Source organism: uncultured Eudoraea sp. (assembly GCF_947490415.1).
In the GTDB taxonomy this organism is placed as follows: Bacteria; Bacteroidota; Bacteroidia; order Flavobacteriales; family Flavobacteriaceae; genus Eudoraea.
On sequence record NZ_CANLGX010000002.1, the window covers coordinates 474,534 to 499,689 of the forward strand.

Here is a 25,156-nt window from a genome sequence, read left to right on the forward strand (position 1 = left end):
AAAAGGCCCGAAAATTTTCGGGCCCTTTTTTATTACTCGACTATACCTAGAATCTCCAGGTCAAAAATGAGATCAGCATTTGGCGGAATTGGACCGCCACCTTGTGTGCCATAACCCAAATGTGGTGGAATAAATACTCTGATTTTGTCTCCAATTTTCATACCTAATAACCCCTCTTTAAAACCAGCTACCAGCCTTGAATCGGGACTATAATCCATTGGAAAGGCCTCATAACCTCCCCCTTGTTTTCTATTTTCATCGAATTTGTCAAACTTGATGGCTACATCTTCGTAATTACTATCGAAGAGAGTTCCATCCGTAAGCCAACCAGCATAATAAACCAATACTTTATCGCCAATATTTGGTTTAGCACCCGTACCTTCTACGAGAGTATGAATTTTTAAACCAGAAGGGAGCTCTTTAGCAAGTTCCTGTTGTTGTTGAATTTCTGTCATAAAATCGGTTTTAACCTTAGCCATAGCTGCGATAACAGCTTCTTCTTCTGCAAAATAATCGGTCATCACTTGTACGGCATCAAAATTCTTGGCTTCTTTCCCATTTCTAACGATGGTCATTGAATTCATTACTACATCAACCACAGGTTTGTCCTTTCTGTTGGGTTCTGCATAGGTCTTAACATTGGCAATAGAATCTACCACAGCCAATCCCACTACAACTTCTCCAAAAACCGTATGTTTGCCATTTAGAAAAGGGGTCTCTTTATGAGTTATGAAAAATTGGCTTCCATTGGTTTTTGGTCCCGAATTTGCCATAGAAAGAATGCCGGCCTTATCGTGTACCAGGGAGTCGTTGAATTCATCTTTAAACCTGTACCCTGGATTGCCACGACCTGTGCCGGTAGGATCACCCCCTTGAATCATAAAATCTTTAATGACTCTGTGAAAAATTATACCGTCATAATACTTTCGGTTTTTATACTCTTCACTTACAAAGGGATTGTTGCCTTCTGCAAGGGAAACAAAATTGGCCACCGTTACCGGTGTTTTTTCCATTTCTAGCTTTATAATGATGTCTCCCTGACTGGTATTTATATCTGCAAATAACCCATCTCCCAGATCTCGGTACTTACTTGATGTACAGCTTGTTAATGCTGATATGCTGATTAAAACAATTACAATTATTTTCTTCATTTTTAAGGGTTTAATTATCAATATTTTCTTTTTGTTTATCAATTTTTAGAATGCGAATGGTGGACTTTAGTGCTACGTTAGGTCCAATTTTATTATTATCACCATGATAACCGTATGCCATGGCAGAGGGAAAAAAGAAAGTGGCCGTTTCATTTTCTTTAAGTAGCTTAACGCTAGAACGAAGGCCTGGAAATAATTCTTGTTTATCTACTTTATACTTTATAATCCCGATTTCCTCCATAGAATATATAGTATCATTTTCAAGACTGATTAAATTGTAACTAAGAGTCACCAAATCATCGGTAAGGGGAGTGTAATCGCTTTCCTCATTCATAGCACTATAAAAGTACCAGGACCCTGTGGCCGATGCCAGATAGTGATGAAGAGTATCATTGGCAATGATTTGTTGAATAATCTGCTCCTCCTGGTTTAAAAGTTCTATATTCCGCTGAACAGAGGCATTAATAAGGCTACCGGACTTTGTTTTAACGGGTCGCCTGGGTTCAGTTTCACCACAGGCTATAAGGAATACGATGGGTAAGACATAGAGGAAGTTCTTCATTTGCTAAGCTGGTCTTTATAATTCTCCAATAAGGCTGTAAAATACTTTACTGTGTCTTCCATATTGCTTTCACTTCTTCCCCCGGCCGCATTAGTATGCCCGCCTCCATGAAAGTGATTTCTCGCAAACTCATTAACGGAAAAACTTCCCTCCGAACGAAATGAAATCTTTATAATTCCTTCTTCTTTATTTTCAATAAAAATAACGGCAAATCGTATATTTTGAAGAGTGAGGCTATAATTTACAAAACCTTCAGTGTCTCCTTTTTTATAATTGTGGGCATTCAGTTCTTCCTGACTCAATGTCGTGTAAGCCGTATTATAATCCTTTAGAATCACCATATTATTCAGGGCGCAACCGAGAAGTTGCAACCTGTCGGGTGTATTTGTGTCAAATATTACATTTTGAACTTTAAAACTGTTTGCCCCTCTGTCTATGAGCTCAGCCACCACCCTGTGCGTTTTGCTTGTCGTTGACGAATACTTAAAGGAACCTGTGTCAGTCACGATTCCTGCATACAAGCAATCTGCAATTTCACTGGATATCTTTTCGACATCCCCCATGTAACTTATAAAATTAAACACCATTTCAGAAGTAGAACTCATTTTGGCATCTGAATATGTTATTTGTGCATAACTATCCGGAGCCTGATGATGGTCTATCATTATAAAAGTGGCTTTCAACCCTTCCAGAATGGGTGTCATTTGACCTACTCTTCCCAGATGATTAAAATCCAGGGTAAAACAAATGTCAGCGTTTTTAAGGTATTCAACGGCGGCAGCGTTATCTCTTTCAAAATTAAGGACTTCATTGGTGCCAGGCATCCATTTTAGGAATCTTGGATAATCGTTGGGGACAATTACTGTTGCTTCCTGTCCCTTTGCCTTAAGATAATGCCATAAACCCAGCGAAGAGCCAATAGCATCGCCATCCGGGTTTTTATGGGGTACAATAGCTATTTTTTGTGGCTTTGAGAGCAGTGCTTCTATGGCCTTTACATCCTCAGAATTCATGCGCGCAAAGATACAATTAAATTAGATATTCCCTAAACCGGTAATTTCAAAAAATAGAGCTTGTTGAATACTTCATTTATTCAGCTTTTAAACAGACTGAAAAGTATTCTGGTGACTAACTAATATTCCTTTTTTTATAAAAGGTTATTTTTGTTATCTAAAACATCTGATTCATGTACAAATCATTCGTTGTTATTCTCGTGTTTGGTTTTTTAGCAGGTTGCGCCAATAAAAAAAAATCAGTTATAACAGCTGTTCCGGATGCGGAAATTACAATTGCTTTTGGTTCTTGTAATAAACATGACATGGAAAATCTTTTGTGGGATGACATAAAGGAAGCTAATCCATTGTTATGGATATGGGGTGGGGATATAATTTACGCAGACACAGACGATGTAACACAAATAAGAGAATTATATAACGCCCAAAATAAGGTTTCGGGTTATAAAAAATTAAAAAAAAGCACACAGGTAATAGGAACTTGGGATGATCATGACTATGGTTTAAATGATGGAGGCACAGAATTTGTTTCTAAAAAGCAGAGCCAACAGGCTTTTTTAGATTTTATGGACGTACCTGCAGATCATCCGAGACGAACTCAGGAGGGCGTTTATTTTGCCTATAACTATAACGGTAGTCTGGGTAAAATAAAGATTATAGTCCTAGATACACGATATTTTAGAACAGCTTTAACCCCGGACACAGAAACTGAGAAACGTATTAAGCCAAACCAATATGGTGAAGGCGCACTTCTTGGAGAAACACAATGGACTTGGCTTGCCAACGAGCTGACTAAATCAGATGCCGATTTTAATCTGATTGTAAGCAGCATTCAGTTCTTGTCCAATGAGCACGGTTTTGAATGTTGGGGAAATTTCCCCCATGAAGTGGATAGATTTAAACAACTGCTTGTTGATTCGCAGGCAAAGGGGGTAATTATCCTTTCAGGGGATCGCCATATTTCCGAGTTTTCTAAAATTGATATTCCCGGACTTTCTTACCCGCTAATAGATTTTACGAGTAGCGGACTTACGCATGCCTATTCAGATTTTTCGGGAGAACCCAATCCATACCGACTGGGTAATGTTATTGCCAAAGAAAGTTTTGGACTGGTTAAGCTGAATTTGATTACAAAGGAAGTTCATTTACAAATCGTTGAAAATAATGGGATTGTTCCTCTTGAGATTAGACAGAATTATTAATGTTGTGGTTTGCTGCAAGAAAATGTATTTTTGCCCAAAAATTTATAAATGACAGCTAACAGAACTTTTACAATGATTAAACCAGATGCAGTTGAAAATGGACATATTGGAGCCATTTTAGAAAAAATTACATCTGCAGGTTTCAAGATCATAGCTATGAAATATACTCAGTTGAGCAGACGTGATGCCCAGCAGTTTTATGCCATTCACCGTGACCGACCATTTTTTGGTGAATTGGTTCAGTTTATGACAAGAGGACCTATTGTTTCTGCTATTTTAGAGAAAGATAATGCAGTAGATGACTTTAGAGCTTTAATAGGGGCTACAAATCCTATGGAAGCTGCTGAGGGAACTATTCGAAAATTATTTGCCAAAGATATAGGTGAAAATGCAATACATGGTTCGGATAGTGATGAAAACGCTGCTATAGAAGGAAGTTTCCATTTTTCAGGGAGGGAAATTTACTAAAACGAGTAAGACTAAAAAATCGTAAATAAAACTTACCAATTACCTCAATACAATATTTTTGACTAAATCCTTGTTCAATTCTTCATTGATCATATCAATGATCTTGGATTTACCATGACTCAGTTCTTCCCGTAATACAGAAGATGAAAGTGAGACATAAAGTGTTTCGTTGCGCAGCTCTACTGCTGTAGTATAGTTATTCACTCCGTTGTCCATGATCTTCTCCCAGGCTTTCCTGACCATGACCTTATCTATACCTTTCTGCAATTTATTTTCTTTAATAAATGCATTCAAAGCTTCACTCAGGGAATGTATATTTTTTTCTTTAGCCATTACTCTTTAGCATTGATGGGCTGAAATCGTCTATAATGATAGGACAGGCCTTCTTTATTTTTCACAACCATATTGGTTTTAGTAATCCTAATTATTTGCTCTTCCCAGGAACTTAAGTTATTCCGGTAACTCATCCAATATAAACCATCTCTAATATTTATTTGGAATGACTCTGCATCACTGGAAGTATTAAAAGTTCCATCAAATGTGGGTTGCACTTTCTTGCGAAAACCTTTCATATCATTATATTCAAAATAATCAATAGTCATATTTACGTCATATTCTTTGCTTTCTCCATCGGGAAATTTAACCTCTTCAATCTCCCAATACCCATTGATATGATTTAAATCTGAAACGGATATTTTTTCAGAACAGGCTAGAAAGCAAAAAAACAGCATTAAAGAAATCAGCTTACGCATACTACAATTTAAAAATTTTATAGGATTGATGAATAGATTTCACCACATTTTCTGTCCGTTCCGGATGTGTGTCACTAATAAATATTTGCCCAAAATTCTCATCATCAACTAAGGTAATAATATGTTTTACCCTGCTCTCATCCAATTTGTCAAAGATATCATCCAAAAGCATTATTGGTGTTGTTTTCGCATGTGCTTTAAGAAATTGAAACTGTGCAAACTTTAAAGCTATTAAAAATGATTTTTGCTGCCCTTGACTACCAAATTTCTTTATGGGATAATCTTCTATTTCAAAACGAAGATCATCCTTATGAATTCCTGTGGAGGTGTATTGCAATGCCCTGTCTTTTTCAATATTGCTCTCAAGGAGTGATAATAGATCTTGTGAAAACAATTTGCTTTCATAATTTATGCTAACCAATTCCTGTCCTCCGGAAATTGATAAGTATTGTTCTTTAAAAATTGGAATAAAATCTTCGATAAAAGCCGCCCGTTTTTGGAAAATACTTGTTCCATAGCCGTTTAACTGCTCGTTATAAACAGAAATTGTTGCCTGATCAAAAGAGTGGTTGACCGCAAAATATTTTAGCAGGGTATTACGCTGTTGTAGTATTTTATTGTATTTAAGAAGTGTTTGCAGATATTCTTTATCTGACTGCGATATGACACTGTCTACAAATTTTCTTCTAATATCACTTCCCTCAAGAATTAAATCTCTGTCGGCTGGTGAAATAATAACTAAAGGTAATAGTCCAATATGATCAGATAAACGATCATATACTTTATTATTTCGTTTTATGATTTTTTTCATGCCTTTTTTGAGGCTGCAAACAATCTTTTCGTTCCTGTCTTTGAGTTTAAAAGTACCTTCTATGATAAAAAATTCCTCTCCGTGCCTTATATTCTGTCCGGCAAGGGGATTAAAGTAACTTTTACCGAAAGCAAGGTGGTAAATAGCATCAAGTACATTGGTCTTTCCTTTTCCGTTATCACCAACAAAACAATTCGTTTTGGAATCGAATTCAAATTGTTGCGCTTCAAAATTTTTGTAGTTAACCAGTGATAAATTCTTCAGAAACATTGGGAAAGTAATTTGGCAATAAACATGGAATGTGCAAATTATCGAAAAATAACGAATAATTTGGCTTTTGGTTTTGGATAAAAACTTTATTTTTGCGCGACCAATAAATTTAAAGATGGCAACATATAAGAAAAGGGGTTACAAACCTAAAAATAAAGCCGAAGAAAGAGAACTTGATGCTCAGAAAAGTGCGACGGCGGAGGTTTTTAGCAGCCTGGACGAGAGTGCTTCCAGATCAGAACAATGGGTGGCCAAAAATCAAAATTATATCCTTGGCCTGATAGGTGTGATTGCCATAGCTGTGTTAGGATATCTTTCTTATAATCAGTTCATTCAAAAACCAAAAGAGGCAAATGCCGCCAATGAACTTTTTTATCCCCAGCAATATTTTGATCAGGCTTTAAACAATACAGCGGACAAGGATTCACTGTTTACTTTAGCATTAAATGGAGCCGAAGGTAAATATGGTTTTCTGGATATAATTGACGAATACAAAGGGACAAAAGCATCCAATCTGGCAAATTATTCCGCTGGCATGGCTTATTTGAACATGAAGCAATACGAAGATGCCATCAGGCATTTGGAGAATTTTTCTTCAGACGATGCCATCCTTGGCGCTCTTGCCAAAGGGGGAATTGGAGATGCATTTATGCAATTAGGGCAAGCCACGGATGCTTTAGGGTATTATGAATTGGCATTTGCCCACAATATAAATGATTATACTACCCCAAGATTTCTTTATAAGGCCGGAGTTACGGCTATGGAACTTAATCAGAATGATAAGGCGCTTCAGTATTTCCAGAGAATAAAAGATGAATTTTCAAATTCAGAAGAAGCCCAAACTATAGACGCCTTTATAGGAATGGCTAAAAACAAAAAATAGATGGCTACGTCCAACAAAAATCTGTCAGTTTATGACAGGAAAACAATCCCAAACGCAAAGACTCTTCGCTTTGGGATTGTTGTTTCAGAATGGAATCCAGAGATTACTGAAAACTTATATAAAGGGGCTGAAGCCGCACTATTGGATTGTGGTGCAATTCACGGGAACATTTTAAGGTTGAATGTTCCGGGTAGTTTTGAGTTAACATTTGGGTGTAAAAAAATGATACAAAAAAATAATCCGGATGCTGTCATTGCAATAGGCAGTGTAATACGGGGAGAAACCAAACACTTTGATTTTGTTTGCAGCGCTACTGCCCAGGGAATAAAAGACCTGAATGTAGATACCGATACCCCGGTGATTTTTTGTGTGTTAACCGATGATAACCTTCAACAGGCAAAGGACAGAAGTGGCGGTAAACATGGAAATAAAGGAACGGAAGCTGCAATTGCCGCGATTAAAATGGCTTTACTTTAGTAGAATACTTTGGCTATTATTCACATTTAGGAACAATTGGATTATATTGTGACATATGATCTGAAAAAAGAAAATACGGCCAACTGTTAACAATTTTTAGGAAGGATATCTCTTCATATTTTTTGAATTTGAGTAACTTTGGACCATAGATATATGGGAAAATTTTCAAAACTACGTAAGAATAGAAAATACAATTATACACCGCGTTATTATGACGACAAGGGTGAGGGTAGCCCGTTTAAAATGCAGCCAAAACTTGATAAATATCGCACTACCATAAATGCACCACGAGGTTTAAAGGGAAAGTTTAGTAATGCAATGGCTGATATCAGGAGCGCTGGCGACCGAAACTTAAAATTAAGGATGCTAATTATAATCGCTATCCTAATCCTTTTATTCCTTTATATTATCGATTTTGATTTGTCAATCTTCTATTCGAAATAATGGGAGATATCATACAACTTTTGCCAGACCATGTGGCTAATCAGATTGCCGCGGGTGAAGTAGTTCAACGCCCTGCTTCTGTGGTGAAAGAGTTGTTGGAGAATGCCATTGACGCAGGAGCTACTACCATAAAATTAATTGTAAAAGACGGAGGAAAGACCCTGATACAGATTGTTGATGACGGTTTGGGCATGAGTGTAACGGATGCCAGATTGAGTTTTGAAAGGCACGCTACCTCCAAAATTAATTGTGCTGAGGATTTATTTCATTTGAACACAAAAGGATTTCGCGGAGAAGCTCTGGCTTCTATTGCGGCTATAGCGCATGTTGAAATGAATACCCGTCCAGAGGGAGATGAAGTGGGTACACTTCTTAAAATTGAAGGGAGTAAGGTATTGTCTCAAGAAGTAACTGTAACCCCTAAAGGAACATCTGTATCCGTAAAGAATCTCTTTTTTAATATCCCGGCAAGGAGAAAATTCTTAAAGTCCAACCAGGTAGAATTACGTCATATAACTGATGAATTTCACCGGGTTGCTCTAGCACATCCTTCGGTACACTTTTACTTTTATAACAACAACAGTGAGCTATTCAACTTGCCTTCAACCAATTTAAAAAAACGGGTTGTTCATATATTCGGGATTAAAACAAAAGAAAAATTAGTGCCTGTAGAGGAAGAAACCCAGGTGGTAAAGATATCAGGTTTTATTTGCAAACCGGAATATGCAAAAAAAAGTAGGGGAGAACAGTTTTTCTTTGTGAATAATCGGTTTATAAAAAGTCCGTATCTCCATCACGCCGTTATGGCTTCTTTTGAGGGACTGTTGAGACCTGATACAAGTCCGGGCTACTTTTTATATCTCGAGGTAGAACCAACAACAATAGATATTAATATACACCCTACAAAGACAGAAATTAAGTTTGATGATGAACATACTTTATACGCTATACTAAAATCAACAATAAAGCACAGCCTAGGTCAGTTTAATGTAAGTCCGGTTTTAGATTTTGAGAAAGATCAGAATTTAGACACTCCTTATGTTTTATTAAACAAACAGGCACAACAGCCTGGTATTACTATTAATCCTGGATATAATCCTTTCAAGGAAAGCGGATTTGAAAAAAGTAATAAAAGCTCCTTTAGAAGCCAGCCATCCGGAGATTGGGAAAGTATGTACGTAGGTTTGGAGTCAAAAGTTGGCAGAGGAGAGGGATTTAGTACAGTACATTTTGAATCTGAGACCATTACGGGTTCTATTTTTGAGGAACAGGGGGAATTAGATGTAATAGGGGCAACCACATTTCAGCTTAGAAGAAAATATATAGTTACGACCATAAAATCTGGCATGCTTATTATTGACCAGGGACGTGCACATCAACGCGTGTTATATGAAAAATTTCTTAAGAGTATTACAGTAAAGGAAACTTTAAGCCAGCAATTACTTTTTCCTATATCTTTCATTTTTTCAAAATCAGAATTAGCGATACTTGAGGAAATTAAAGCCAGTTTAACATCTCTTGGTTTTGCGTTCGGTCCTTTTACACAGGATGAAATCCAAATAACCGGAATTCCTCAGCTTATTAATGAGAGTGAAATAGGGATTATCCTGGATCAATTAATTTCTGATTATCAAATGGAGATAAACGGGAACGGATTTACTCAGTCTGAGGTATTATCAAAAGCACTTTGTAAGTCCTTGGCTGTAAAAACAGGTGAAATTTTGGATAATGAGTCACAGCAGGCTTTGGTAAATGCATTGTTTGCATGTAAGGAAACTAATCGAAGTCCGTTTAACAAATTAATTTACGTTACAATAACCGAGCGTGATATTGATAATAAATTTATTTAGATGGGAAGACTAACTGATGCCATTAAGCATCTGCTAATAGTTAATGTGTTGTTCTTTGTGGCGACCAATTTATATGGAGATCAGATGTATCAATGGTTTTCATTGTGGTTTCCGGAAAATGAGAATTTTGGAATTTGGCAGATATTGTCCCATATGTTTATGCACGGCGGATTTATGCATATTTTATTTAATATGTATGCGCTTTGGGCCTTTGGTACGCCATTGGAGCGTATGTGGGGTCGTAATAAGTTTTTGTTCTTTTATTTTTCAGCGGGAATTGGTGCAGCACTGATACATTCTGGTGTAAATTATTATTATTTCAATCAGGGTATTGAGGCCCTTGTGAATTCGGGAATAGAGAAAAGTCAGATAATCGAAATTATTTCTGGCGGACAATATAGTCCGGACTGGTATAATTACGCGCCGCGTAGTGTTATAGATAATTTTTTAAGTGCATATAATACACCGGCTGTAGGTGCTTCGGGAGCTATTTATGGAATATTGGTCGCTTTTGGAATGTCTTATCCAAATAGTGAATTATTCCTTATCTTCCTGCCTGTTCCTATTAAAGCAAAATATTTCATTCCTGTATTAATAGGCCTGGACTTATTTTCAGGTGTTACCGGCTATTCCATATTTGGGGATGGAATTGCCCATTTTGCCCATGTAGGCGGAGCCCTTTTTGGATTTCTAATGATGTGGTACTGGAAAAAAAATCAGTATAATAAAAATCGATGGGACTAGAATGAATTCTGGAAATTTAAAATATCAATATGCACGGCTTAGTATAGCAGAAAAATTAATTGCAGTAAATGTATTTGTTTTTATAATAAACGGATTATTTACTTTCTTAATGGGGATGCCTTCCAATTCATTGCTCCAATGGTTTGAACTGCCTAAAGATTTTATCGACTTTATTTCTCAACCCTGGTCTCTGGTAACCTATTCCTTTTTCCATGGAGGTATTTGGCACTTATTTTGGAACATGGTAATGCTTTATTTTTCAGGAAGAATTTTCCTTAATCTTTTTGGTCCTAAAAAATTTACAAGTGTTTATTTTTTGGGAGTCATATTGGGTGGTTTGGTCTTTTTGCTAAGTTACAATGTATTCCCTGCTCTTTTAAGTACCAATACAGCACTTATAGGTGCCTCCGCAGGTGTAACTGCCGTATTAATATTTGTATGTACCTATATTCCTAACCAGGAGGTAAGGCTCTTTATTTTCAATGTAAAGTTATGGTATATTGGAGTTTTCTTTGTGTTGGTAGATTTAGTTCAAATTCCATCCGGTGGAAATGCTGGAGGACATCTTGCCCATTTGGGGGGTGCTTTATTGGGATATGTTTATGCCAGACAGCTTTTAAGGGGCAGAGATATAGGAGAAGGATTTATCAAAATCCTGGAAAGTATTGAAGATCTTTTTAAGAAGAAAGAAAAAAAAGCACCTCTAAAAACGGTGTATCGTCGCGCAAAAGGAAATAGCGCTTCCAGTGTTAATTACGACAGGGAAAGTAAGCAACGAAAGATAGATACCATCCTGGATAAGATCAGTAAATCTGGCTATGAAAGTCTATCCAAATCAGAAAAGGATTTCTTATTTAAGGCTGGCAAAGAGGACTAATGGTGAGAGAATTATCATTTTTTGATAAAGTAGCCTTTTTTTTAAACTTGATAATAGGCGTACTTCTTTTATTGTCATGTCTGGCACCCTATATTTCTGTAAAGACATTTCTTCCTTTATCTTTTTTGAGTCTGTTAGTGCCCTTTTTATTTATTATAAACCTACCTTTTATTATCTATTGGTTCTTTAAAAAGAAACGAATTTTGTTCCTGTCACTTTCAGCGGTTCTACTCACTTATTTCACTTTTGGGTCTTTTTATAGATTTGGTTCTTCCAATCAAACGCCTGAGCATGAAGACCTCCGCGTTATGACCTATAATTGCCGAAACTTTCAATTTACCGGCCGGATAAAAGGTGAATTAACAGGGCATAAAATAATCGATTTTGTCAATGAAAAAGACCCCGATATAGTCTGTTTCCAGGAATTTAATAGACAGGCAACAAAATTATTACCAGGTTATGCCTTTCACTATATAACCCCATATTGGTCTGGTAAAGTGGTACAAGCAATTCTCTCCAAATACCCAATCATCGCAAGTGGATCTGTCGATTTCCCGGAGACGGGAAATAATGCCATTTATGCGGATATTGAATACAAAGGTGATACCATAAGGGTGTATAACCTTCATCTTCAGTCTTTTAATGTAGCTCCAGCCAGAGTAAAGAGTTTAAGTCGCGCGTTTAGGGCTTATGGCAAAATGAAGAAAACCTTTTTAAAACAGGAGGAACAGGCAGATATTTTTGATCAGCACAGGAATAACTCACCTTATAGGTTTTTGATTGGCGGGGATTTAAACAACACTGCTTTTTCCAATGTTTATCATATAACCAAAGGGGAAATGCAGGATACATTTGAAGAGAGAGGACTGGGTTTTGGTAAAACCTTTGATATAAATGTAATTCCATTTCGAATCGACTATATTTTAGTAGATCAGTCCATGGATGTCCTAACACATGAATACTTTGACCTTAAATTATCTGATCACTACCCGGTACTGACTTCAATTCGCCTCCAATAATAAGAAGTAACAATCTACTACATCCGCCAATATATGAATGAGTAAGGCAAGCCCAATAATCCTGGTCTTGTTATATACAAAAAGTACGAGATAGGCAGCGATTGCCCAATAGGAATGAAGTGGATGGAAATTAATGCTGCATCTGGAGGAGTCAAATATCGGGGTAGCTATTAGGTGATCTATATCAATTAAAATTCCAGACAGAAGAATAAGGATTATCCATATTCTTTTATTTTTAAAAAATATAAGGCCTACTGCTATTGGTACTATTATATGAATGCCGTAATGAAGCAGGAATCTAAGCATTCAGAAAATCCAAGTTTTGAGTCATTAAATAATCAAGACTGGCAGTACCTTCGTTGAATAATAAATCCAGGACACTGCAATTTTCAATAAAACCATGCCTGTCATTAAAAACCTGCATATAGCTTTTTTGCTTCATATTAATTGTCTTTTTAGCATGTACCAAAAACCTGGCATCGAAAACCGCTTTGGGTTTTAGCTCATAGACATCAGTTTGACTTGTGTCAATTTTGAATTGCAGGCAACTGCCAATAATATCAATCGCATTAAGATTAAAATCTAATAAATAGGAGTAACTTTTCATATAAATAGGAGCGAGATCATCTTCGTAATATTCAAAAAAAGGAGATGTCCTGTATGCTGTTTGAAGCGTCCTCCAATGTTGACGCTGCCATCTGTAATTATTATCCAGCTTTACATCTTTATACTTTTGTCTACCCTCTTTACCACCTACATGTTTGATTGGAATATTCAACATAAACTTACCCTGATCTGTACAAATGAAGGCCCGGTTTCGATAGGTTTGTTTTTGATAATTGTCACAGACTTCCCAGATTACTTTATTTTGCACAAGAGTGGCATAAGTAGCAATATCGGGCAAATAGGCAGGATGGAGTAGCAAGTTCATCAATTTGTATTTTTATTCCACCCAAAAAAATAAATAATTACTTTTTAAGCTTTTTTCTACGTTTCCAAAAGTAATCAAATATAAACCAGGCTGCCAGTGCAATAAGGAAATGCCTAAAATAGGACTGGGGCTCGCCATCACCTCCGACAGTGGTGAAAATCCTATCCCATCTAGGTTTCCACTGCGTAATTCCTTTATTAAAATTATCAAAGCTGAGCCATATAAAAATAGGTTTACCTACAATATGATTGGCGGGGACATACCCCCAACTCCGGCTATCTTCTGAGTGATCTCTATTATCTCCCATCATCCAGTAGTAATCCTGTTTAAAGGTATAAGAGTCAGTAACCTGCCCGTTTATGCTTATCTGATTTCCTGAAACTCCTACCGTATTTCCCTCATAGTCGCGAATTATCTTTTTATAAAGAGGAAGAACTTTTGGAGTCAGCGCAATGGTTACCCCTTTTTGAGGTATGTAAATAGGCCCAAAGTTGTCGTTATTCCATGGATAGTCAGGAGCATGCGGGAAAATGTTATAGCCTTTTAGTCCTTTGGGTTCTACTATTTTTACAACTGAATCTATATCCGGATTACTTCTTAAACCCTCAAACATTTCATCAGTAAGTGTAACAGTACGCTCGCGTCCTGTTTCTTCCCGTAATGAAAGTCCTGCCTGTCTTATGACTTTTGGGGGAATTCCACTTGCATCGGTAATCAACTCTATTTCACCCTTCGAATTTTGACCTCCGGCTATAAGGTATTTGTTCACAGCATCAAACTGACTTTGGTTTAAAGGAGCCGACAGATATTTTCTTGTAAATTCATCTATCCCTAAACTTATAAGCAATCTTGATGACACTCCTTTTTGCGAGTAAACATTATAATCATATTGTGGTTTGGCTCTGTCTGATAGTTGCAGTTCTTTCCCGTTAATATATACTACACCATCAATTACGGATAGTGAATCGCCAGGAGTTCCAACGCAACGCTTTACATAGTTGGATTTTTTATCAATAGGTTTTTTTACTCCTTTTTCCTTCTTAAAAAAGACGCGGACAGTATCTGCCGGCCAGCTAAAAACAACAATATCATTTTTTTTAACTTCTTCAAATCCGGGTAATCTAAAATAGGGTAATTGAGGCTTCTTTAGATACGATCTAATGCCTAACCCCGGTATAGTATCATGCACCATTGGAGCTGCTATGGTGGTCATTGGGGCACGCGCTCCATAGTGAAATTTACTTACAAAAAGCAGATCACCGATCCTTAGTGTGCGTTCCAGTGAACCAGTGGGGATTACGTACGGCTGTATGAAATAAGTATGAACCAGAGTAGCAGCAACAATCGCGAATACAATAGAGCTTACCCATTCACCTAATCCACTTTTAGGATGCAGACTTCTGTCCTCAATATAGGTTACATCTAAGGTATAATTAACATAGTAAATATAAAACCCAAGTGTTAGTATTACCAACCATGTTTCAAGAAGGCTGTTTCTTCCAAAACTTCGTATAGTTTCAACCCAAATAACGGGAAACATTAGAAGATTAATAATGGGTATGAAAAGAAGAATTACCCACCATTTAGGTCTTCTTATAATTTGCATCAAAACAATGGCATTATATACTGGAATAGCAGCTTCCCAGGGTTTTCTACCCGCTTTAATATAAAGCTTCCAAGTCCCTAAAAAATGAATGACTTGTATAACTAAAATAAAGATGATCCAATTTGTACCGTTCATACTCTTATATATATTTTTTCAGACGTTATTTAGCCCGATTTGTTACCAAAATTAACCCAGGTTTAAAACATCCTTCATGGTGAAGACACCTTTTTTTCCAATTAGCCATTCTGCGGCCACAATAGCACCTAATGCAAATCCTTCCCTATTGTGAGCTTTGTGTTTTATAACGATCTCGTCTACTAAATTTTCATAAGAAACAATATGGGTGCCGTATTCATCCGCAATCCTTTTGGAAATTATTGGGATATATTGGTCTCGAGATTTTTCCATTTGCCAGCCTTCATAATCGGAATTTTCAATAATACCTTCAGCAAGTGAAATTGCCGTTCCACTGGGGGCATCAAGTTTTTGCAAATGATGGATTTCTTCTATTGAAACCTTATATTGCGGTAAACTGTTCATCATTTTTGCTAAATAACAGTTTAATTCAAAAAACAGGTTTACACCTAAACTGAAATTTGAAGCATAAATAAAGGCTCCATTTTTTTCTTTACTTAAAGAAATCACTTTGTCATAGTCTTTTAGCCAACCTGTCGTTCCTGATATAACTGGAATATTGTGTTCAAGACAACTCTTAATATTATTAAAAGCAGCCTCCGGACTACTAAAATCTATTGCTATATCAATCGTCGTATAATCAACCTCCTTTGTATCCACATCTACTTTAGCGACAATAGAATGATTTCGTTGGATACCGATCTTTTCAATCATTTTCCCCATTTTCCCATATCCAAATAATCCTATATTCATATTTTAGAATTTAATGGTTAAAGCCAATCCATAGTTAGGATCTCCAACTATTGGATTATATTCGAGATACGGTTTAATATCCAAACTAAGATCGTCATCTATATTAAACTGTTTTAAATGTGCGTCAACATTGGCATCAATAATATTCAAAGCATATAGTGCCAGTGTGATAAACAATGCCAGATCTCGATCTCTTTGATAACGTTCCTGCCCATCCTGCAGAGCGCTATCTGATAAGTCCGGGTTGCCAGGAACTATTCCAGACCCGTTTACATCGTAAAATTCATCATCCGTAAAACCAGCTCTTCTTCTTTTAAAGGCAGTTCGGAAACGATCATAAAGATCATCATTATACTGATAAGCATAGATTCCGACGCCTATTGCACCAATAACAATAGGAACTTTCCAATAACGCTTGTTATAGGCCTGACCCAATCCGGGCAGAATGGCAGAATAAAATGCTGCCCTACTTGGAGCTAAGGGATTTATTCGCTTCTTTTCTACTTTACCTTCTACTATAATCTCTTGTTTTTTTGAATTTTTCAGGACAGAATCCTTAGGCCTTTCTTTTTGACCTTCCTGGGCCAAAGAAAAAAGTAAAGGGAACAATAATAAACACAAGAAAACAAGGTTCTTACTCACCTGTAATTAGTTTTTTCAATCGCTGAAAATCTTCCTCTGAACTGAAGGGAATACTTATCTTACCCTTGCCGCCATCTGTAGATTTGACTGTTATATTGGCAGAAAGATAGCGTTTAAGATGTTTCACGCCATTATTTATCAATTCTGGTGTCCCCGATGACTTGTTTGAAGACTTCTTTTGAATAGGTCCTTCGTGATATTGCTTCACAAGATGCTCGGTTTCCCTAACAGATAAACTGTTTTTTACAATTTTTTCATAAAGGCTAATTTGATCTTCTTTTAGGTCAACATTTACCAAAGTCCTTCCATGCCCCATTGAAATAAAGCCATCTCGCATTCCGGTTTGTATAATTGGATCCAGACGTAATAAGCGAAGATAATTAGCGATCGTTGATCTTTTTTTTCCTACCCGGTCACTTAATTTTTCCTGAGTCAAACCTATTTCATTGATTAATCGATCATAGGAAAGGGCAATTTCAATCGGATCCAGATCCTGACGTTGAATATTTTCAACGAGTGCCATCTCAAGAGACTCCTGATCATTGGCAATTCTAATATATGCCGGTATTGTTTTAAGTCCAATTAATTTAGAAGCTCTATACCGTCTCTCTCCTGAAACTAACTGAAATTTATTAAAGTCAGATTTTCTTACTGTAATTGGCTGAATAACTCCTAATTCGTTAATAGAGGAAGCCAGTTCCTGAAGGGTATCATCATTAAAATGAGAACGTGGCTGAAAAGGGTTTACCTCAATAGTGTCAATATCCAGTTCTACTATATTGCCCACAACTTTATCGGCATTTCTATCCGATACCGAATTAATATCATTTTCAGGATCTTTGAGCAGAGCAGAAAGTCCTCTTCCCAAAGCTTGTTTTCTGGTTGCTTTCGCCATTATACCTTCTCTCTATTTTTTTTCAATAGCTCGTTGGCCATATTTAGGTAGTTTGTTGCACCTTTACTACTGGCATCATATTTTATGATACTTTCCCCATAACTGGGGGCCTCTCCCAAACGAACATTGCGTTGAATTATAGTATCAAAAACCATATCAGAGAAATGTTTCTTAACCTCTTCCACAACCTGATTAGAAAGCCGCAACCTGGAATCGTACATGGTTAGCAGCATACCTTCAATATCCAATTCAGGATTGTGTATCCTTTGTACACTTTTTATGGTGTTTAATAATTTTCCCAGTCCTTCCAGAGCAAAATATTCGCATTGTATTGGAATAATTACTGAGTCAGCTGCTGTTAAAGCATTTAAAGTAAGAAGGCCTAAAGAAGGTGCACAGTCAATTAGAATATAGTCGTATAATGCTCTTAAATCGCCAATGGCTTTCTTCATCATATATTCCCTTTCATCCTTGTCCACTAATTCTATTTCAATGGCTACGAGGTCTATATGCGCAGGAATTAAGTCAACATTAGGTGAGGAGGTCGTAATGATTGTTTCTCCAGCTGTCTTTGTATGCTCCATTAACTGGTATGTGCCAATTTGAATCTCATCTACATTAATACCTAATCCGGAAGTTGCATTGGCCTGGGGGTCGGCATCAATTAATAATACCTTTTTTTCAAGTACACCCAGTGAGGCAGCCAGGTTTACTGTGGTGGTGGTTTTACCAACCCCACCTTTTTGGTTTGCAATAGCAATAATCTTGCCCATAATTGAAGTAAGTTAGGGGTTAAAAATACGATTATTTACAATGCCCAAAAAAGTATTTTGTTAACACAAAGTGAATAACTCTGACAAAAGCGTTAAAGTTGGTTAAAGTATTGCGATTAGCGAACTGGGCCTGGTATCCCAGCCAATTAATCTATTAAAATATCAAGTATTTGGATAGCTGCATCACTTATTTTGGTGCCTGGTCCAAATACAGCTGCGGTTCCGGCATCAAATAAATATTTATAATCCTGTTTAGGAATAACACCTCCTACAATTACCATGATATCTTCTCTGCCATATTTTTTCAGCTCCTCCAAAACCTGTGGTACCAGGGTTTTGTGTCCTGCAGCCAATGAAGAAACGCCCAGAATATGGACATCATTTTCCACAGCTTGTTTTGCTGCTTCAGCAGGTGTTTGGAATAAGGGTCCTATATCAACATCAAATCCGAGATCTGCATATCCGGTAGCGACAACTTTGGCCCCTCGATCATGCCCATCCTGACCCATTTTCGCAATCATAATCCGAGGTCTTCGACCTTCCTGCGCTGCAAATTTATTCGCCAATTCCCTGGCCTTTTTAAAACTTTGGTCGTCCTTAATTTCTTTTGCGTACACTCCCGTAAACGATTGAATTTTTGCTTTATACCTTCCAAAAGCTACTTCCAGAGCATCACTAATCTCTCCCAAAGTAGCCTTAGCTCTGGCGGCTTCTATCGCTAAAGCTAATAAATTGTTTTCATCCTGACCTGATTTTGAAGTTGATTTATCTTTAGCAGCTTGAGTTAATTTTTTCAGGATTCGTTTTACTTTATCGTTGTCTCTTTCCCGTTTTAATATTTCTAATCGTTCTATTTGTTGTCTTCGTACCTCTGCATTATCTACCTCCAAAATCTGCAATTCATCTTCTTCTTCCAACTGATATTTGTTGACGCCAACAATGATATCTTGTCCACTGTCTATACGAGCCTGTTTTTTAGCCGCAGCTTGTTCAATCCGCATTTTGGGTATACCTGCTTCGATTGCTTTGGTCATACCGCCATGCTCTTCAACTTCCTGAATAAGATCCCAGGCCTTTTTCGCCAATTCATTTGTCAAATATTCTACATAATAGCTCCCGGCCCAGGGGTCGACTGTTTTTGTGATTTTTGTTTCTTCCTTCAGATAGATCTGTGTATTTCTGGCAATACGCGCGGAAAAGTCAGTGGGTAGGGCAATAGCCTCATCCAATGCATTAGTATGGAGACTTTGAGTGCCTCCCAGGACAGCCGCCAACGCCTCGATGGTAGTTCTTGCAACATTGTTGAAGGGATCTTGTTCGGTAAGACTCCAACCACTGGTCTGACAATGAGTCCTAAGTGCTAATGATTTTTGATTTTTAGGATTAAACTGTTTTACAAGTTTAGCCCAAAGCATTCTTCCCGCCCTCATTTTGGCAATTTCCATAAAATGATTCATCCCGATAGCCCAGAAAAAAGAAAGTCTGGGGGCAAAATGATCAATATCCAGTCCTGCTTTTAAACCAGTTCTTATATATTCTAGTCCATCAGCCAAAGTGTAGGCAAGTTCAATATCGGCAGTAGCGCCAGCTTCCTGCATGTGATAACCGGAAATACTTATACTGTTAAATCTTGGCATATATTTACTGGTAAATTCAAAAATATCTGCAATTATCTGCATAGAAGGAGTAGGCGGATAGATGTAAGTATTTCTAACCATAAATTCTTTTAATATGTCATTTTGAATGGTCCCTGCGAGTTGTTCGGGAGACACTCCTTGTTCCTCTGCGGCAACTATATAAAAAGCCATAATTGGCAGTACCGCACCATTCATTGTCATTGATACAGACATCTTATCCAAGGGAATACCTTCGAATAATATTTTCATATCCTCAATAGAATCAATAGCTACCCCTGCCTTACCTACATCTCCAACCACACGTTCGTGGTCACTGTCATATCCTCTGTGGGTAGGCAAATCAAAAGCAACAGAAAGACCTTTTTGACCGGCTGCCAGATTGCGCCTGTAAAAGGCATTACTTTCATGTGCCGTAGAGAAACCAGCATACTGCCTTATGGTCCATGGTCTTCGTACATACATCGTAGAATATGGGCCTCGTAAATTTGGGGCAATGCCGGCTGCAAAATTTAGATGCTCCAAATCTCCTATGTCATTTTTTGAAAAAATGGATTTTACCGGGATATCTTCAGCAGTTAGAAAGTCTGGTTTTTCTGATTCGTTTTCCCCATTAGAATCAAGAGGTTTTAAACTTAAGTGTTGCAGTTGTTTTCTACTCATGATCCAATCTTATTTTTTCTGATGATTCTGATAATCTAATCTCCAATATGGGTTCAATAATGGTCTTCCTGGGATCATTTTTGGTGAAAGGATTTCTTTGTAATTCCTGCTTCATTTTATCCATTTCGCTGAGGTATTTATTGCTGCCTACCAATACTTCATTTCCGGCGTCAAAACGAATTTGTTGTTTAAGTGCACTTTCCTTGATTTTCCTTTGAATATTATGTGCTTTTAATTGTTTTAAAAAGCCATCACCTTGCTCAATTTGTTTAAAAATATCCAATGCTTTATCTGCAAGTTGTTGCGTAAGCACCTCTATGTAATAAGAGCCGTCTGAGGGATTCGCGATTTTGTCGAAATAGCTCTCACTCTTTAAAATCAGCAATTGATTTCTGGATATTCTGTCCGCAAATTCATTGTTTTCATGATATATAGCGTCATATGATAAATTATAAACTGTATCAGCCCCACCAAGAATTGCAGACATACATTCTGTAGTAGTCCTGAGTAGATTTACATTGTAGTCATAGATAGTCTTGTTTCGCTTTGAGGGGCAAGCCAAAATATGACAATCTGTTTGAATTCCGAATTCAACTGCAAGGGTTTTCCAGAGCAGGCGTAGGGCCCTTAATTTAGCAATCTCAAAAAAGTAATTTCCATCTACAGCCATTTTAAAGCAAACCTTCAGATCAGAGCGTAATAGTTTTTTCTTATTCAAGAAGTTAAGGTATTCAGTTGCGTGTCCAATAGCATAAGCTAGTTGCTGCGTCCGGTTGGCTCCTGCATTTTGATAGAGTGAAACATCAATGCTTAAGGTTGGTGTGTTTTCAGCTTTATTTAGAATTTCTACTAAGGCAGAATGGTCTGATTCAAAATCAGTAAACCAATTTCCAGTTCTACAAAAATTACCCAGAATGTCAATATGAAAATAAATATTCCCTTTGGAGTTATCTGTATATGAAAGAAGATCCTTGATATACGCAACAGATAGAAATTGAAATTGAAAGTGTACAGGGATTGTATTAATATCAATACCTTTTAAGATCTCATTTGGTTTCAAATCTGGATGGGCCAGGGTGAAAATCAAACTCTCAACACCGCCTTTTATGGCCTTTTTAGCCCTTAGATTGGCCTCGGCGCCATCTGTAACGATAATGTGCTGTCCAATTAGCCAGTCAGAACCTGTAGTAGGAGAACTTATCGGGCTTCCGTCCAGATCATCGGCCATGTAAAAGGGTTTCACTTTAATGCCTTCCGGTGATTCCCATATCAGCGTTTCATTGTAATCTTCTCCTTTTAGATCTGCCTGTATTTTTTGCTTCCAGGCTTGCCTGGAAACAGACGGGAAATCAGTAAACAGTTTTTCTTTATTCATTTCCTTTTTGTTTTGTACTATCCTCGTACTCAATCAAATAAATTTCCTCGTTCTTTTTTTTAAGATAATAGTTTTCCCGAGCAAATTTTTCCAATTCTTTGGGATCCGAGAGTTGTTCAATAATTTTTTTATCCTTGGCTATTTCTTCTTTCAGGAATTCCTGTGTCTTTTCCAATTTTTTGATTTCCTTTCTCAATTCCATATGAATAAGTAAGGAGTTTGTGTCAAAAAAAGCCATCCATATCACAAAGGCGGTTAACACCAGTACATAGATATTTGTAAGTATACCAAACCATTTTTTATCTCTGATAGCTTTTAAACCCATTAGCTTAATTTTTCATTAATGATAGTGCGCACAATATCTACGGCTACCGTATTGTATTTATTATTAGGAATAATTATGTCTGCGTATTCCTTGGTAGGTTCTATGAATTGATCATGCATAGGTTTCAAAGTGGTCTGATACCTGTTTAAAACTTCCGACAAATCTCTTCCTCTTTCATTTATATCCCGTTTGAGTCTCCTTATGAGTCGTTCATCAGAATCGGCATGAACAAAAATCTTGATATCAAACATTTCCCTGATAAGTGGGTTTGTCATGATCAAAATTCCCTCAATGATCATTACTTTTCTCGGGTGCGTTCTTATCGTATCTTTAGTTCTATTGTGTTTTGGGAAGGAGTATACTGGTTGATCAATGGGTTCTCCACGACGTAATTGGTTAAGATGTTCTGCCAAAAGCTCAAAGTCAATTGCCCTGGGATGGTCAAAATTAATTTTTGAACGCTCATCAAAACTCAGGTTCGACAGGTCATTATAATAGGAATCCTGTGATATTAAACCAACTTCTTCATTTGGAAGTTCGTTAATAATTTGATTAACAACTGTGGTTTTACCGCATCCTGTTCCTCCCGCAATTCCTATTATTAACATATTGGTTCAATTTGTATCAAAAATACAGATTTGGGATGATATTTATCCAGACAATCGTCTTCCATTTCTAACAGCATAATTAAAGCAACAAATTTGTTCATTACATGATAATTTTCATGTGCAGCTTAATAATTTAGGGATAATTTTGTGAAAATGAAATGATAAGTTGATCAGAATTGAGATAATTAAGACATTTATTATGGAAAAAAGTATTGAGCTTTGGCAATTCACATTTATTACCAAAATTCACCTAAAATAATTGCCATTTAATTCTGATAGGAATCATAAAATTTTATATAACTTAAAGGTCTTTCTAAAAAATTATTTTAACCAGATTTAATTAAAACATCTATGAAAAATTGGTTTAAGGTTGTCGTAGACGGTAATCATGAGTTTAAGATAACCAGTGATGACATCCTGGAAATAGATGCCTTACAAACTTCACCCAATTCGTATCATATCTTAAAGCAAAATAAATCCTTTGCAGCCGAGATTACCAAAAAGGATTTTTATCGTAAAAATTATGGGGTTAATATTAACAACAGTTCTTATGCAGTTGTTATTTCTGATGGTCTGGACCTTTTGATTAGCGAAATGGGTTTTGCACTTTCTTCTGCTAAAGATATTGATTCTATTTCAGCTCCGATGCCAGGTCTTATATTAGAGATACATGTTCAAACAGGACAGGAGGTTAATGAAGATGATCCTTTATTGATACTTGAGGCAATGAAAATGGAAAATGTAATTACCTCCCCAAGGGATGGGATTATTAAAAGTATTACTGTAAAGAAAGGTGAAACAGTTGATAAAAATCAATTATTGATTGAATTTGAATAAGAAATCATTTATGAAAAAAATATTAATTGCAAACAGAGGGGAAATTGCTATCAGGGTAATGCAAACTGCTCAAAAGATGGGGATTAAAACCGTGGCTGTCTATTCCAAGGCAGACAGGAATGCACCCCATGTAAAGTTTGCCGATGAGGCGGTCTGCATAGGCGAAGCCCCTTCAAATCAGTCATATTTGTTGGGATCAAAGATTATTGAAGTAGCCAAAAAACTTAATGTAGACGGGATTCATCCCGGATATGGGTTTTTAAGTGAAAATGCTGATTTTGCGGAAGAAGTAGAAAGAAATAATATCATATTTATAGGTCCAAAATCAAAAGCTATTCGCGTAATGGGTAGTAAACTGGCCGCCAAGGAAGCTGTTAAGAATTACGATATTCCCATGGTTCCCGGGATCGATGAGGCTATTACTGATATAAAGAAAGCTAAGGAAATTGCTAAAGAAATTGGTTTCCCTATTTTAATAAAAGCTTCCGCTGGCGGAGGTGGAAAAGGAATGAGGGTGGTTGAGGAAGAAAAGGAATTAGAATCGCAGATGAACAGGGCAATTAGCGAAGCCACATCGGCATTTGGTGATGGTTCAGTGTTTATTGAAAAATATGTGACCTCTCCAAGACATATAGAGATTCAGGTCATGGCAGACAGCCATGGGAATATCCTTTATTTTTTTGAACGTGAATGCAGCATTCAAAGAAGGCACCAAAAAGTAGTTGAAGAGGCACCTTCTTCTGTTCTTACACCGGAGTTAAGAAAAGAAATGGGTATTGCAGCAACCAAGGTTGCAAAAGCATGTGATTATCTGGGTGCGGGGACAGTGGAATTCCTGATGGATGCTGAGCATAAATTTTATTTCCTGGAAATGAATACCAGGCTTCAGGTTGAACACCCGGTTACAGAATTGATCACCGGGGTGGATCTTGTAGAGCTTCAGATTAAAATCGCAAGGGGAGAAGCAATGAACATTAAACAGGAGGATCTCCATATCAATGGCCACGCTTTAGAACTAAGGGTTTATGCCGAAGACCCGCTTAATGATTTCTTGCCAAGCGTGGGTACTTTAGAAACCTATAAATTACCCACAGGAAAAGGTGTACGTGTGGATAATGGTTTTGAAGAAGGAATGGATGTTCCAATCTATTATGATCCAATGTTATCAAAATTAATCTCATATGGCAAGGACAGAGATGAAGCTATTCAAATCATGCTTAAGGCCATAGAGGATTATCAAATAGAAGGAGTCCAGACCACGCTGCCTTTTGGTAAATTCGTTTTTGAACATGAGGCTTTCAGATCTGGGAATTTTGACACTCATTTTGTTAAAAACTATTATTCTCCGGATGTGCTAAATAAGAAAGCGAAAGAAGAAGCCAGAATTGCTGCAGTACTAGCAGTTAAACAATATTTGAAAGATCAGAAAATCTTAAGAATACCAACAAACTAATAT

General features: G+C 37.0%; 28 protein-coding genes. 11 read left to right on the plus strand and 17 right to left on the minus strand.

The genetic code is table 11. The features are described from left to right. Window positions 1-32: 32 nt before the first annotated feature. The 3 genes from Q0874_RS07030 to Q0874_RS07040 are packed head-to-tail and all read right to left on the minus strand — an operon-like array spanning window position 33 to window position 2,726. Entirely contained in the window at window positions 33-1,151 is a 1,119-nt protein-coding gene (locus tag Q0874_RS07030) for a peptidylprolyl isomerase (protein WP_299161136.1), read from the minus strand. Window positions 1,152-1,161: 10 nt separating this feature from the next. Beyond that, on the minus strand, window positions 1,162-1,713 hold the full coding sequence (gene gldI / locus Q0874_RS07035; RefSeq protein ID WP_299161140.1) for a gliding motility-associated peptidyl-prolyl isomerase GldI: 552 nt from the start codon (window positions 1,711-1,713) through the stop codon (window positions 1,162-1,164). Further along, entirely contained in the window at window positions 1,710-2,726 is a 1,017-nt protein-coding gene (locus tag Q0874_RS07040; protein WP_299161142.1) for a bifunctional oligoribonuclease/PAP phosphatase NrnA, read from the minus strand. Before Q0874_RS07040 ends, gldI begins: the two co-directional genes overlap by 4 nt. Before the next feature lie 173 nt (window positions 2,727-2,899). On the opposite strand from Q0874_RS07040, the gene Q0874_RS07045 reads away from it, so the two are divergent. Both Q0874_RS07045 and Q0874_RS07050 read left to right on the plus strand, forming a co-directional pair. Further along, entirely contained in the window at window positions 2,900-3,928 is a 1,029-nt protein-coding gene (locus tag Q0874_RS07045; RefSeq protein ID WP_299161145.1) for an alkaline phosphatase D family protein, read from the plus strand. 48 nt (window positions 3,929-3,976) lie between these two features. After that, window positions 3,977-4,396, plus strand: coding sequence for a nucleoside-diphosphate kinase (locus Q0874_RS07050; RefSeq protein WP_299161147.1), 420 nt, complete (start codon window positions 3,977-3,979; stop codon window positions 4,394-4,396). 39 nt (window positions 4,397-4,435) lie between these two features. Here Q0874_RS07050 and Q0874_RS07055 read toward each other — a convergent pair whose 3' ends face one another. From Q0874_RS07055 to Q0874_RS07065, 3 genes are read right to left on the minus strand one after another with little or no spacing between them, the layout of a single operon-like run. Further along, window positions 4,436-4,729, minus strand: coding sequence for a DUF721 domain-containing protein (locus Q0874_RS07055; protein WP_299161149.1), 294 nt, complete (start codon window positions 4,727-4,729; stop codon window positions 4,436-4,438). Beyond that, complete coding sequence (locus tag Q0874_RS07060; protein ID WP_299161152.1) at window positions 4,729-5,148, minus strand: lipocalin family protein; 420 nt, start codon at window positions 5,146-5,148, stop codon at window positions 4,729-4,731. Before Q0874_RS07060 ends, Q0874_RS07055 begins: the two co-directional genes overlap by 1 nt. A gap of 1 nt (window position 5,149) precedes the next feature. Further along, complete coding sequence (locus Q0874_RS07065; protein WP_299161154.1) at window positions 5,150-6,229, minus strand: DNA replication/repair protein RecF; 1,080 nt, start codon at window positions 6,227-6,229, stop codon at window positions 5,150-5,152. Window positions 6,230-6,344: 115 nt separating this feature from the next. Between Q0874_RS07065 and Q0874_RS07070 the strand changes: the two genes are divergently transcribed. The 7 genes from Q0874_RS07070 (at window position 6,345) to Q0874_RS07100 (ending at window position 12,523) form a co-directional block, all read left to right on the plus strand. Further along, window positions 6,345-7,112: a tetratricopeptide repeat protein gene (locus tag Q0874_RS07070; RefSeq protein WP_299161156.1), complete on the plus strand. Its 768-nt coding sequence runs from the start codon at window positions 6,345-6,347 to the stop codon at window positions 7,110-7,112. After that, entirely contained in the window at window positions 7,113-7,589 is a 477-nt protein-coding gene (ribH, locus tag Q0874_RS07075) for a 6,7-dimethyl-8-ribityllumazine synthase (protein ID WP_299161158.1), read from the plus strand. It abuts the gene before it with no gap. 153 nt (window positions 7,590-7,742) lie between these two features. Then, window positions 7,743-8,033 carry a riboflavin synthase subunit beta gene (locus Q0874_RS07080; protein ID WP_299161160.1) on the plus strand — a complete coding sequence of 97 codons (291 nt, stop codon included), beginning with the start codon at window positions 7,743-7,745 and terminating at the stop codon, window positions 8,031-8,033. Then, window positions 8,033-9,883 (plus strand): DNA mismatch repair endonuclease MutL, encoded by a 1,851-nt coding sequence (mutL, locus tag Q0874_RS07085; RefSeq protein ID WP_299161163.1) that lies wholly within the window; start codon window positions 8,033-8,035, stop codon window positions 9,881-9,883. Before Q0874_RS07080 ends, mutL begins: the two co-directional genes overlap by 1 nt. Next, window positions 9,884-10,627, plus strand: coding sequence for a rhomboid family intramembrane serine protease (locus tag Q0874_RS07090; protein WP_299161165.1), 744 nt, complete (start codon window positions 9,884-9,886; stop codon window positions 10,625-10,627). It begins immediately after the preceding gene. Between the two features lies 1 nt (window position 10,628). Next, window positions 10,629-11,504 carry a rhomboid family intramembrane serine protease gene (locus tag Q0874_RS07095; RefSeq protein WP_299161167.1) on the plus strand — a complete coding sequence of 292 codons (876 nt, stop codon included), beginning with the start codon at window positions 10,629-10,631 and terminating at the stop codon, window positions 11,502-11,504. Beyond that, on the plus strand, window positions 11,504-12,523 hold the full coding sequence (locus tag Q0874_RS07100; protein ID WP_299161169.1) for an endonuclease/exonuclease/phosphatase family protein: 1,020 nt from the start codon (window positions 11,504-11,506) through the stop codon (window positions 12,521-12,523). Before Q0874_RS07095 ends, Q0874_RS07100 begins: the two co-directional genes overlap by 1 nt. Here the strand turns inward: Q0874_RS07100 and Q0874_RS07105 are convergent. From Q0874_RS07105 to udk, 11 genes are all read right to left on the minus strand, one after another. Beyond that, complete coding sequence (locus Q0874_RS07105) at window positions 12,506-12,829, minus strand: DUF6122 family protein (protein WP_299161171.1); 324 nt, start codon at window positions 12,827-12,829, stop codon at window positions 12,506-12,508. The two genes, Q0874_RS07100 and Q0874_RS07105, sit on opposite strands and share 18 nt — an antisense overlap. Next, window positions 12,822-13,454 carry a WbqC family protein gene (locus Q0874_RS07110; protein ID WP_299161173.1) on the minus strand — a complete coding sequence of 211 codons (633 nt, stop codon included), beginning with the start codon at window positions 13,452-13,454 and terminating at the stop codon, window positions 12,822-12,824. Before Q0874_RS07110 ends, Q0874_RS07105 begins: the two co-directional genes overlap by 8 nt. A gap of 37 nt (window positions 13,455-13,491) precedes the next feature. Continuing rightward, window positions 13,492-15,195: a signal peptidase I gene (gene lepB, locus Q0874_RS07115; RefSeq protein WP_299161175.1), complete on the minus strand. Its 1,704-nt coding sequence runs from the start codon at window positions 15,193-15,195 to the stop codon at window positions 13,492-13,494. Between the two features lie 51 nt (window positions 15,196-15,246). Then, window positions 15,247-15,948, minus strand: a complete 702-nt coding sequence (dapB, locus tag Q0874_RS07120) for a 4-hydroxy-tetrahydrodipicolinate reductase (protein ID WP_299161178.1) — start codon at window positions 15,946-15,948, stop codon at window positions 15,247-15,249. A 3-nt stretch (window positions 15,949-15,951) separates the two neighbouring features. Then, complete coding sequence (locus Q0874_RS07125) at window positions 15,952-16,590, minus strand: DUF5683 domain-containing protein (RefSeq protein ID WP_299161181.1); 639 nt, start codon at window positions 16,588-16,590, stop codon at window positions 15,952-15,954. Next, window positions 16,583-17,485, minus strand: coding sequence for a ParB/RepB/Spo0J family partition protein (locus tag Q0874_RS07130; protein ID WP_299161183.1), 903 nt, complete (start codon window positions 17,483-17,485; stop codon window positions 16,583-16,585). The genes Q0874_RS07125 and Q0874_RS07130 overlap by 8 nt, the downstream gene beginning before the upstream one ends. Further along, window positions 17,485-18,258 carry a ParA family protein gene (locus tag Q0874_RS07135; protein WP_299161185.1) on the minus strand — a complete coding sequence of 258 codons (774 nt, stop codon included), beginning with the start codon at window positions 18,256-18,258 and terminating at the stop codon, window positions 17,485-17,487. The genes Q0874_RS07130 and Q0874_RS07135 overlap by 1 nt, the downstream gene beginning before the upstream one ends. Before the next feature lie 146 nt (window positions 18,259-18,404). Beyond that, window positions 18,405-20,555 carry a methylmalonyl-CoA mutase gene (gene scpA / locus Q0874_RS07140; RefSeq protein ID WP_299161187.1) on the minus strand — a complete coding sequence of 717 codons (2,151 nt, stop codon included), beginning with the start codon at window positions 20,553-20,555 and terminating at the stop codon, window positions 18,405-18,407. Further along, window positions 20,548-21,930, minus strand: coding sequence for a methylmalonyl-CoA mutase subunit beta (locus Q0874_RS07145; protein WP_299161189.1), 1,383 nt, complete (start codon window positions 21,928-21,930; stop codon window positions 20,548-20,550). Before Q0874_RS07145 ends, scpA begins: the two co-directional genes overlap by 8 nt. Beyond that, window positions 21,923-22,255, minus strand: coding sequence for a septum formation initiator family protein (locus Q0874_RS07150; RefSeq protein WP_299161191.1), 333 nt, complete (start codon window positions 22,253-22,255; stop codon window positions 21,923-21,925). Before Q0874_RS07150 ends, Q0874_RS07145 begins: the two co-directional genes overlap by 8 nt. Next, complete coding sequence (udk, locus tag Q0874_RS07155; RefSeq protein ID WP_299161193.1) at window positions 22,255-22,863, minus strand: uridine kinase; 609 nt, start codon at window positions 22,861-22,863, stop codon at window positions 22,255-22,257. The genes Q0874_RS07150 and udk overlap by 1 nt, the downstream gene beginning before the upstream one ends. 351 nt (window positions 22,864-23,214) lie before the next feature. On the opposite strand from udk, the gene Q0874_RS07160 reads away from it, so the two are divergent. Together Q0874_RS07160 and accC are read left to right on the plus strand one after the other, a co-directional pair. Further along, the gene (locus Q0874_RS07160; protein ID WP_299161195.1) at window positions 23,215-23,700 is read left to right on the plus strand and encodes an acetyl-CoA carboxylase biotin carboxyl carrier protein subunit; all 486 of its coding nucleotides are present in this window, start codon (window positions 23,215-23,217) and stop codon (window positions 23,698-23,700) included. 10 nt (window positions 23,701-23,710) lie between these two features. Then, window positions 23,711-25,153, plus strand: a complete 1,443-nt coding sequence (gene accC, locus Q0874_RS07165; RefSeq protein WP_299161198.1) for an acetyl-CoA carboxylase biotin carboxylase subunit — start codon at window positions 23,711-23,713, stop codon at window positions 25,151-25,153. Window positions 25,154-25,156 lie beyond the last annotated feature (3 nt).

Excerpts from the sequence above, each read along its gene's own strand:
- Q0874_RS07030 (WP_299161136.1), bottom strand. The coding sequence starts at position 1,151 with ATGAAGAAAATAATTGTAATTGTTTTAATCAGCATATCAGCATTAACA.
- gldI (WP_299161140.1), bottom strand. The coding sequence starts at position 1,713 with ATGAAGAACTTCCTCTATGTCTTACCCATCGTATTCCTTATAGCCTGT.
- Q0874_RS07040 (WP_299161142.1), bottom strand. The coding sequence starts at position 2,726 with ATGAATTCTGAGGATGTAAAGGCCATAGAAGCACTGCTCTCAAAGCCA.
- Q0874_RS07045 (WP_299161145.1), top strand. The coding sequence starts at position 2,900 with ATGTACAAATCATTCGTTGTTATTCTCGTGTTTGGTTTTTTAGCAGGT.
- Q0874_RS07050 (WP_299161147.1), top strand. The coding sequence starts at position 3,977 with ATGACAGCTAACAGAACTTTTACAATGATTAAACCAGATGCAGTTGAA.
- Q0874_RS07055 (WP_299161149.1), bottom strand. The coding sequence starts at position 4,729 with ATGGCTAAAGAAAAAAATATACATTCCCTGAGTGAAGCTTTGAATGCA.
- Q0874_RS07060 (WP_299161152.1), bottom strand. The coding sequence starts at position 5,148 with ATGCGTAAGCTGATTTCTTTAATGCTGTTTTTTTGCTTTCTAGCCTGT.
- Q0874_RS07065 (WP_299161154.1), bottom strand. The coding sequence starts at position 6,229 with ATGTTTCTGAAGAATTTATCACTGGTTAACTACAAAAATTTTGAAGCG.
- Q0874_RS07070 (WP_299161156.1), top strand. The coding sequence starts at position 6,345 with ATGGCAACATATAAGAAAAGGGGTTACAAACCTAAAAATAAAGCCGAA.
- ribH (WP_299161158.1), top strand. The coding sequence starts at position 7,113 with ATGGCTACGTCCAACAAAAATCTGTCAGTTTATGACAGGAAAACAATC.
- Q0874_RS07080 (WP_299161160.1), top strand. The coding sequence starts at position 7,743 with ATGGGAAAATTTTCAAAACTACGTAAGAATAGAAAATACAATTATACA.
- mutL (WP_299161163.1), top strand. The coding sequence starts at position 8,033 with ATGGGAGATATCATACAACTTTTGCCAGACCATGTGGCTAATCAGATT.
- Q0874_RS07090 (WP_299161165.1), top strand. The coding sequence starts at position 9,884 with ATGGGAAGACTAACTGATGCCATTAAGCATCTGCTAATAGTTAATGTG.
- Q0874_RS07095 (WP_299161167.1), top strand. The coding sequence starts at position 10,629 with ATGAATTCTGGAAATTTAAAATATCAATATGCACGGCTTAGTATAGCA.
- Q0874_RS07100 (WP_299161169.1), top strand. The coding sequence starts at position 11,504 with ATGGTGAGAGAATTATCATTTTTTGATAAAGTAGCCTTTTTTTTAAAC.
- Q0874_RS07105 (WP_299161171.1), bottom strand. The coding sequence starts at position 12,829 with ATGCTTAGATTCCTGCTTCATTACGGCATTCATATAATAGTACCAATA.
- Q0874_RS07110 (WP_299161173.1), bottom strand. The coding sequence starts at position 13,454 with ATGAACTTGCTACTCCATCCTGCCTATTTGCCCGATATTGCTACTTAT.
- lepB (WP_299161175.1), bottom strand. The coding sequence starts at position 15,195 with ATGAACGGTACAAATTGGATCATCTTTATTTTAGTTATACAAGTCATT.
- dapB (WP_299161178.1), bottom strand. The coding sequence starts at position 15,948 with ATGAATATAGGATTATTTGGATATGGGAAAATGGGGAAAATGATTGAA.
- Q0874_RS07130 (WP_299161183.1), bottom strand. The coding sequence starts at position 17,485 with ATGGCGAAAGCAACCAGAAAACAAGCTTTGGGAAGAGGACTTTCTGCT.
- Q0874_RS07135 (WP_299161185.1), bottom strand. The coding sequence starts at position 18,258 with ATGGGCAAGATTATTGCTATTGCAAACCAAAAAGGTGGGGTTGGTAAA.
- scpA (WP_299161187.1), bottom strand. The coding sequence starts at position 20,555 with ATGAGTAGAAAACAACTGCAACACTTAAGTTTAAAACCTCTTGATTCT.
- Q0874_RS07145 (WP_299161189.1), bottom strand. The coding sequence starts at position 21,930 with ATGAATAAAGAAAAACTGTTTACTGATTTCCCGTCTGTTTCCAGGCAA.
- Q0874_RS07150 (WP_299161191.1), bottom strand. The coding sequence starts at position 22,255 with ATGGGTTTAAAAGCTATCAGAGATAAAAAATGGTTTGGTATACTTACA.
- udk (WP_299161193.1), bottom strand. The coding sequence starts at position 22,863 with ATGTTAATAATAGGAATTGCGGGAGGAACAGGATGCGGTAAAACCACA.
- Q0874_RS07160 (WP_299161195.1), top strand. The coding sequence starts at position 23,215 with ATGAAAAATTGGTTTAAGGTTGTCGTAGACGGTAATCATGAGTTTAAG.
- accC (WP_299161198.1), top strand. The coding sequence starts at position 23,711 with ATGAAAAAAATATTAATTGCAAACAGAGGGGAAATTGCTATCAGGGTA.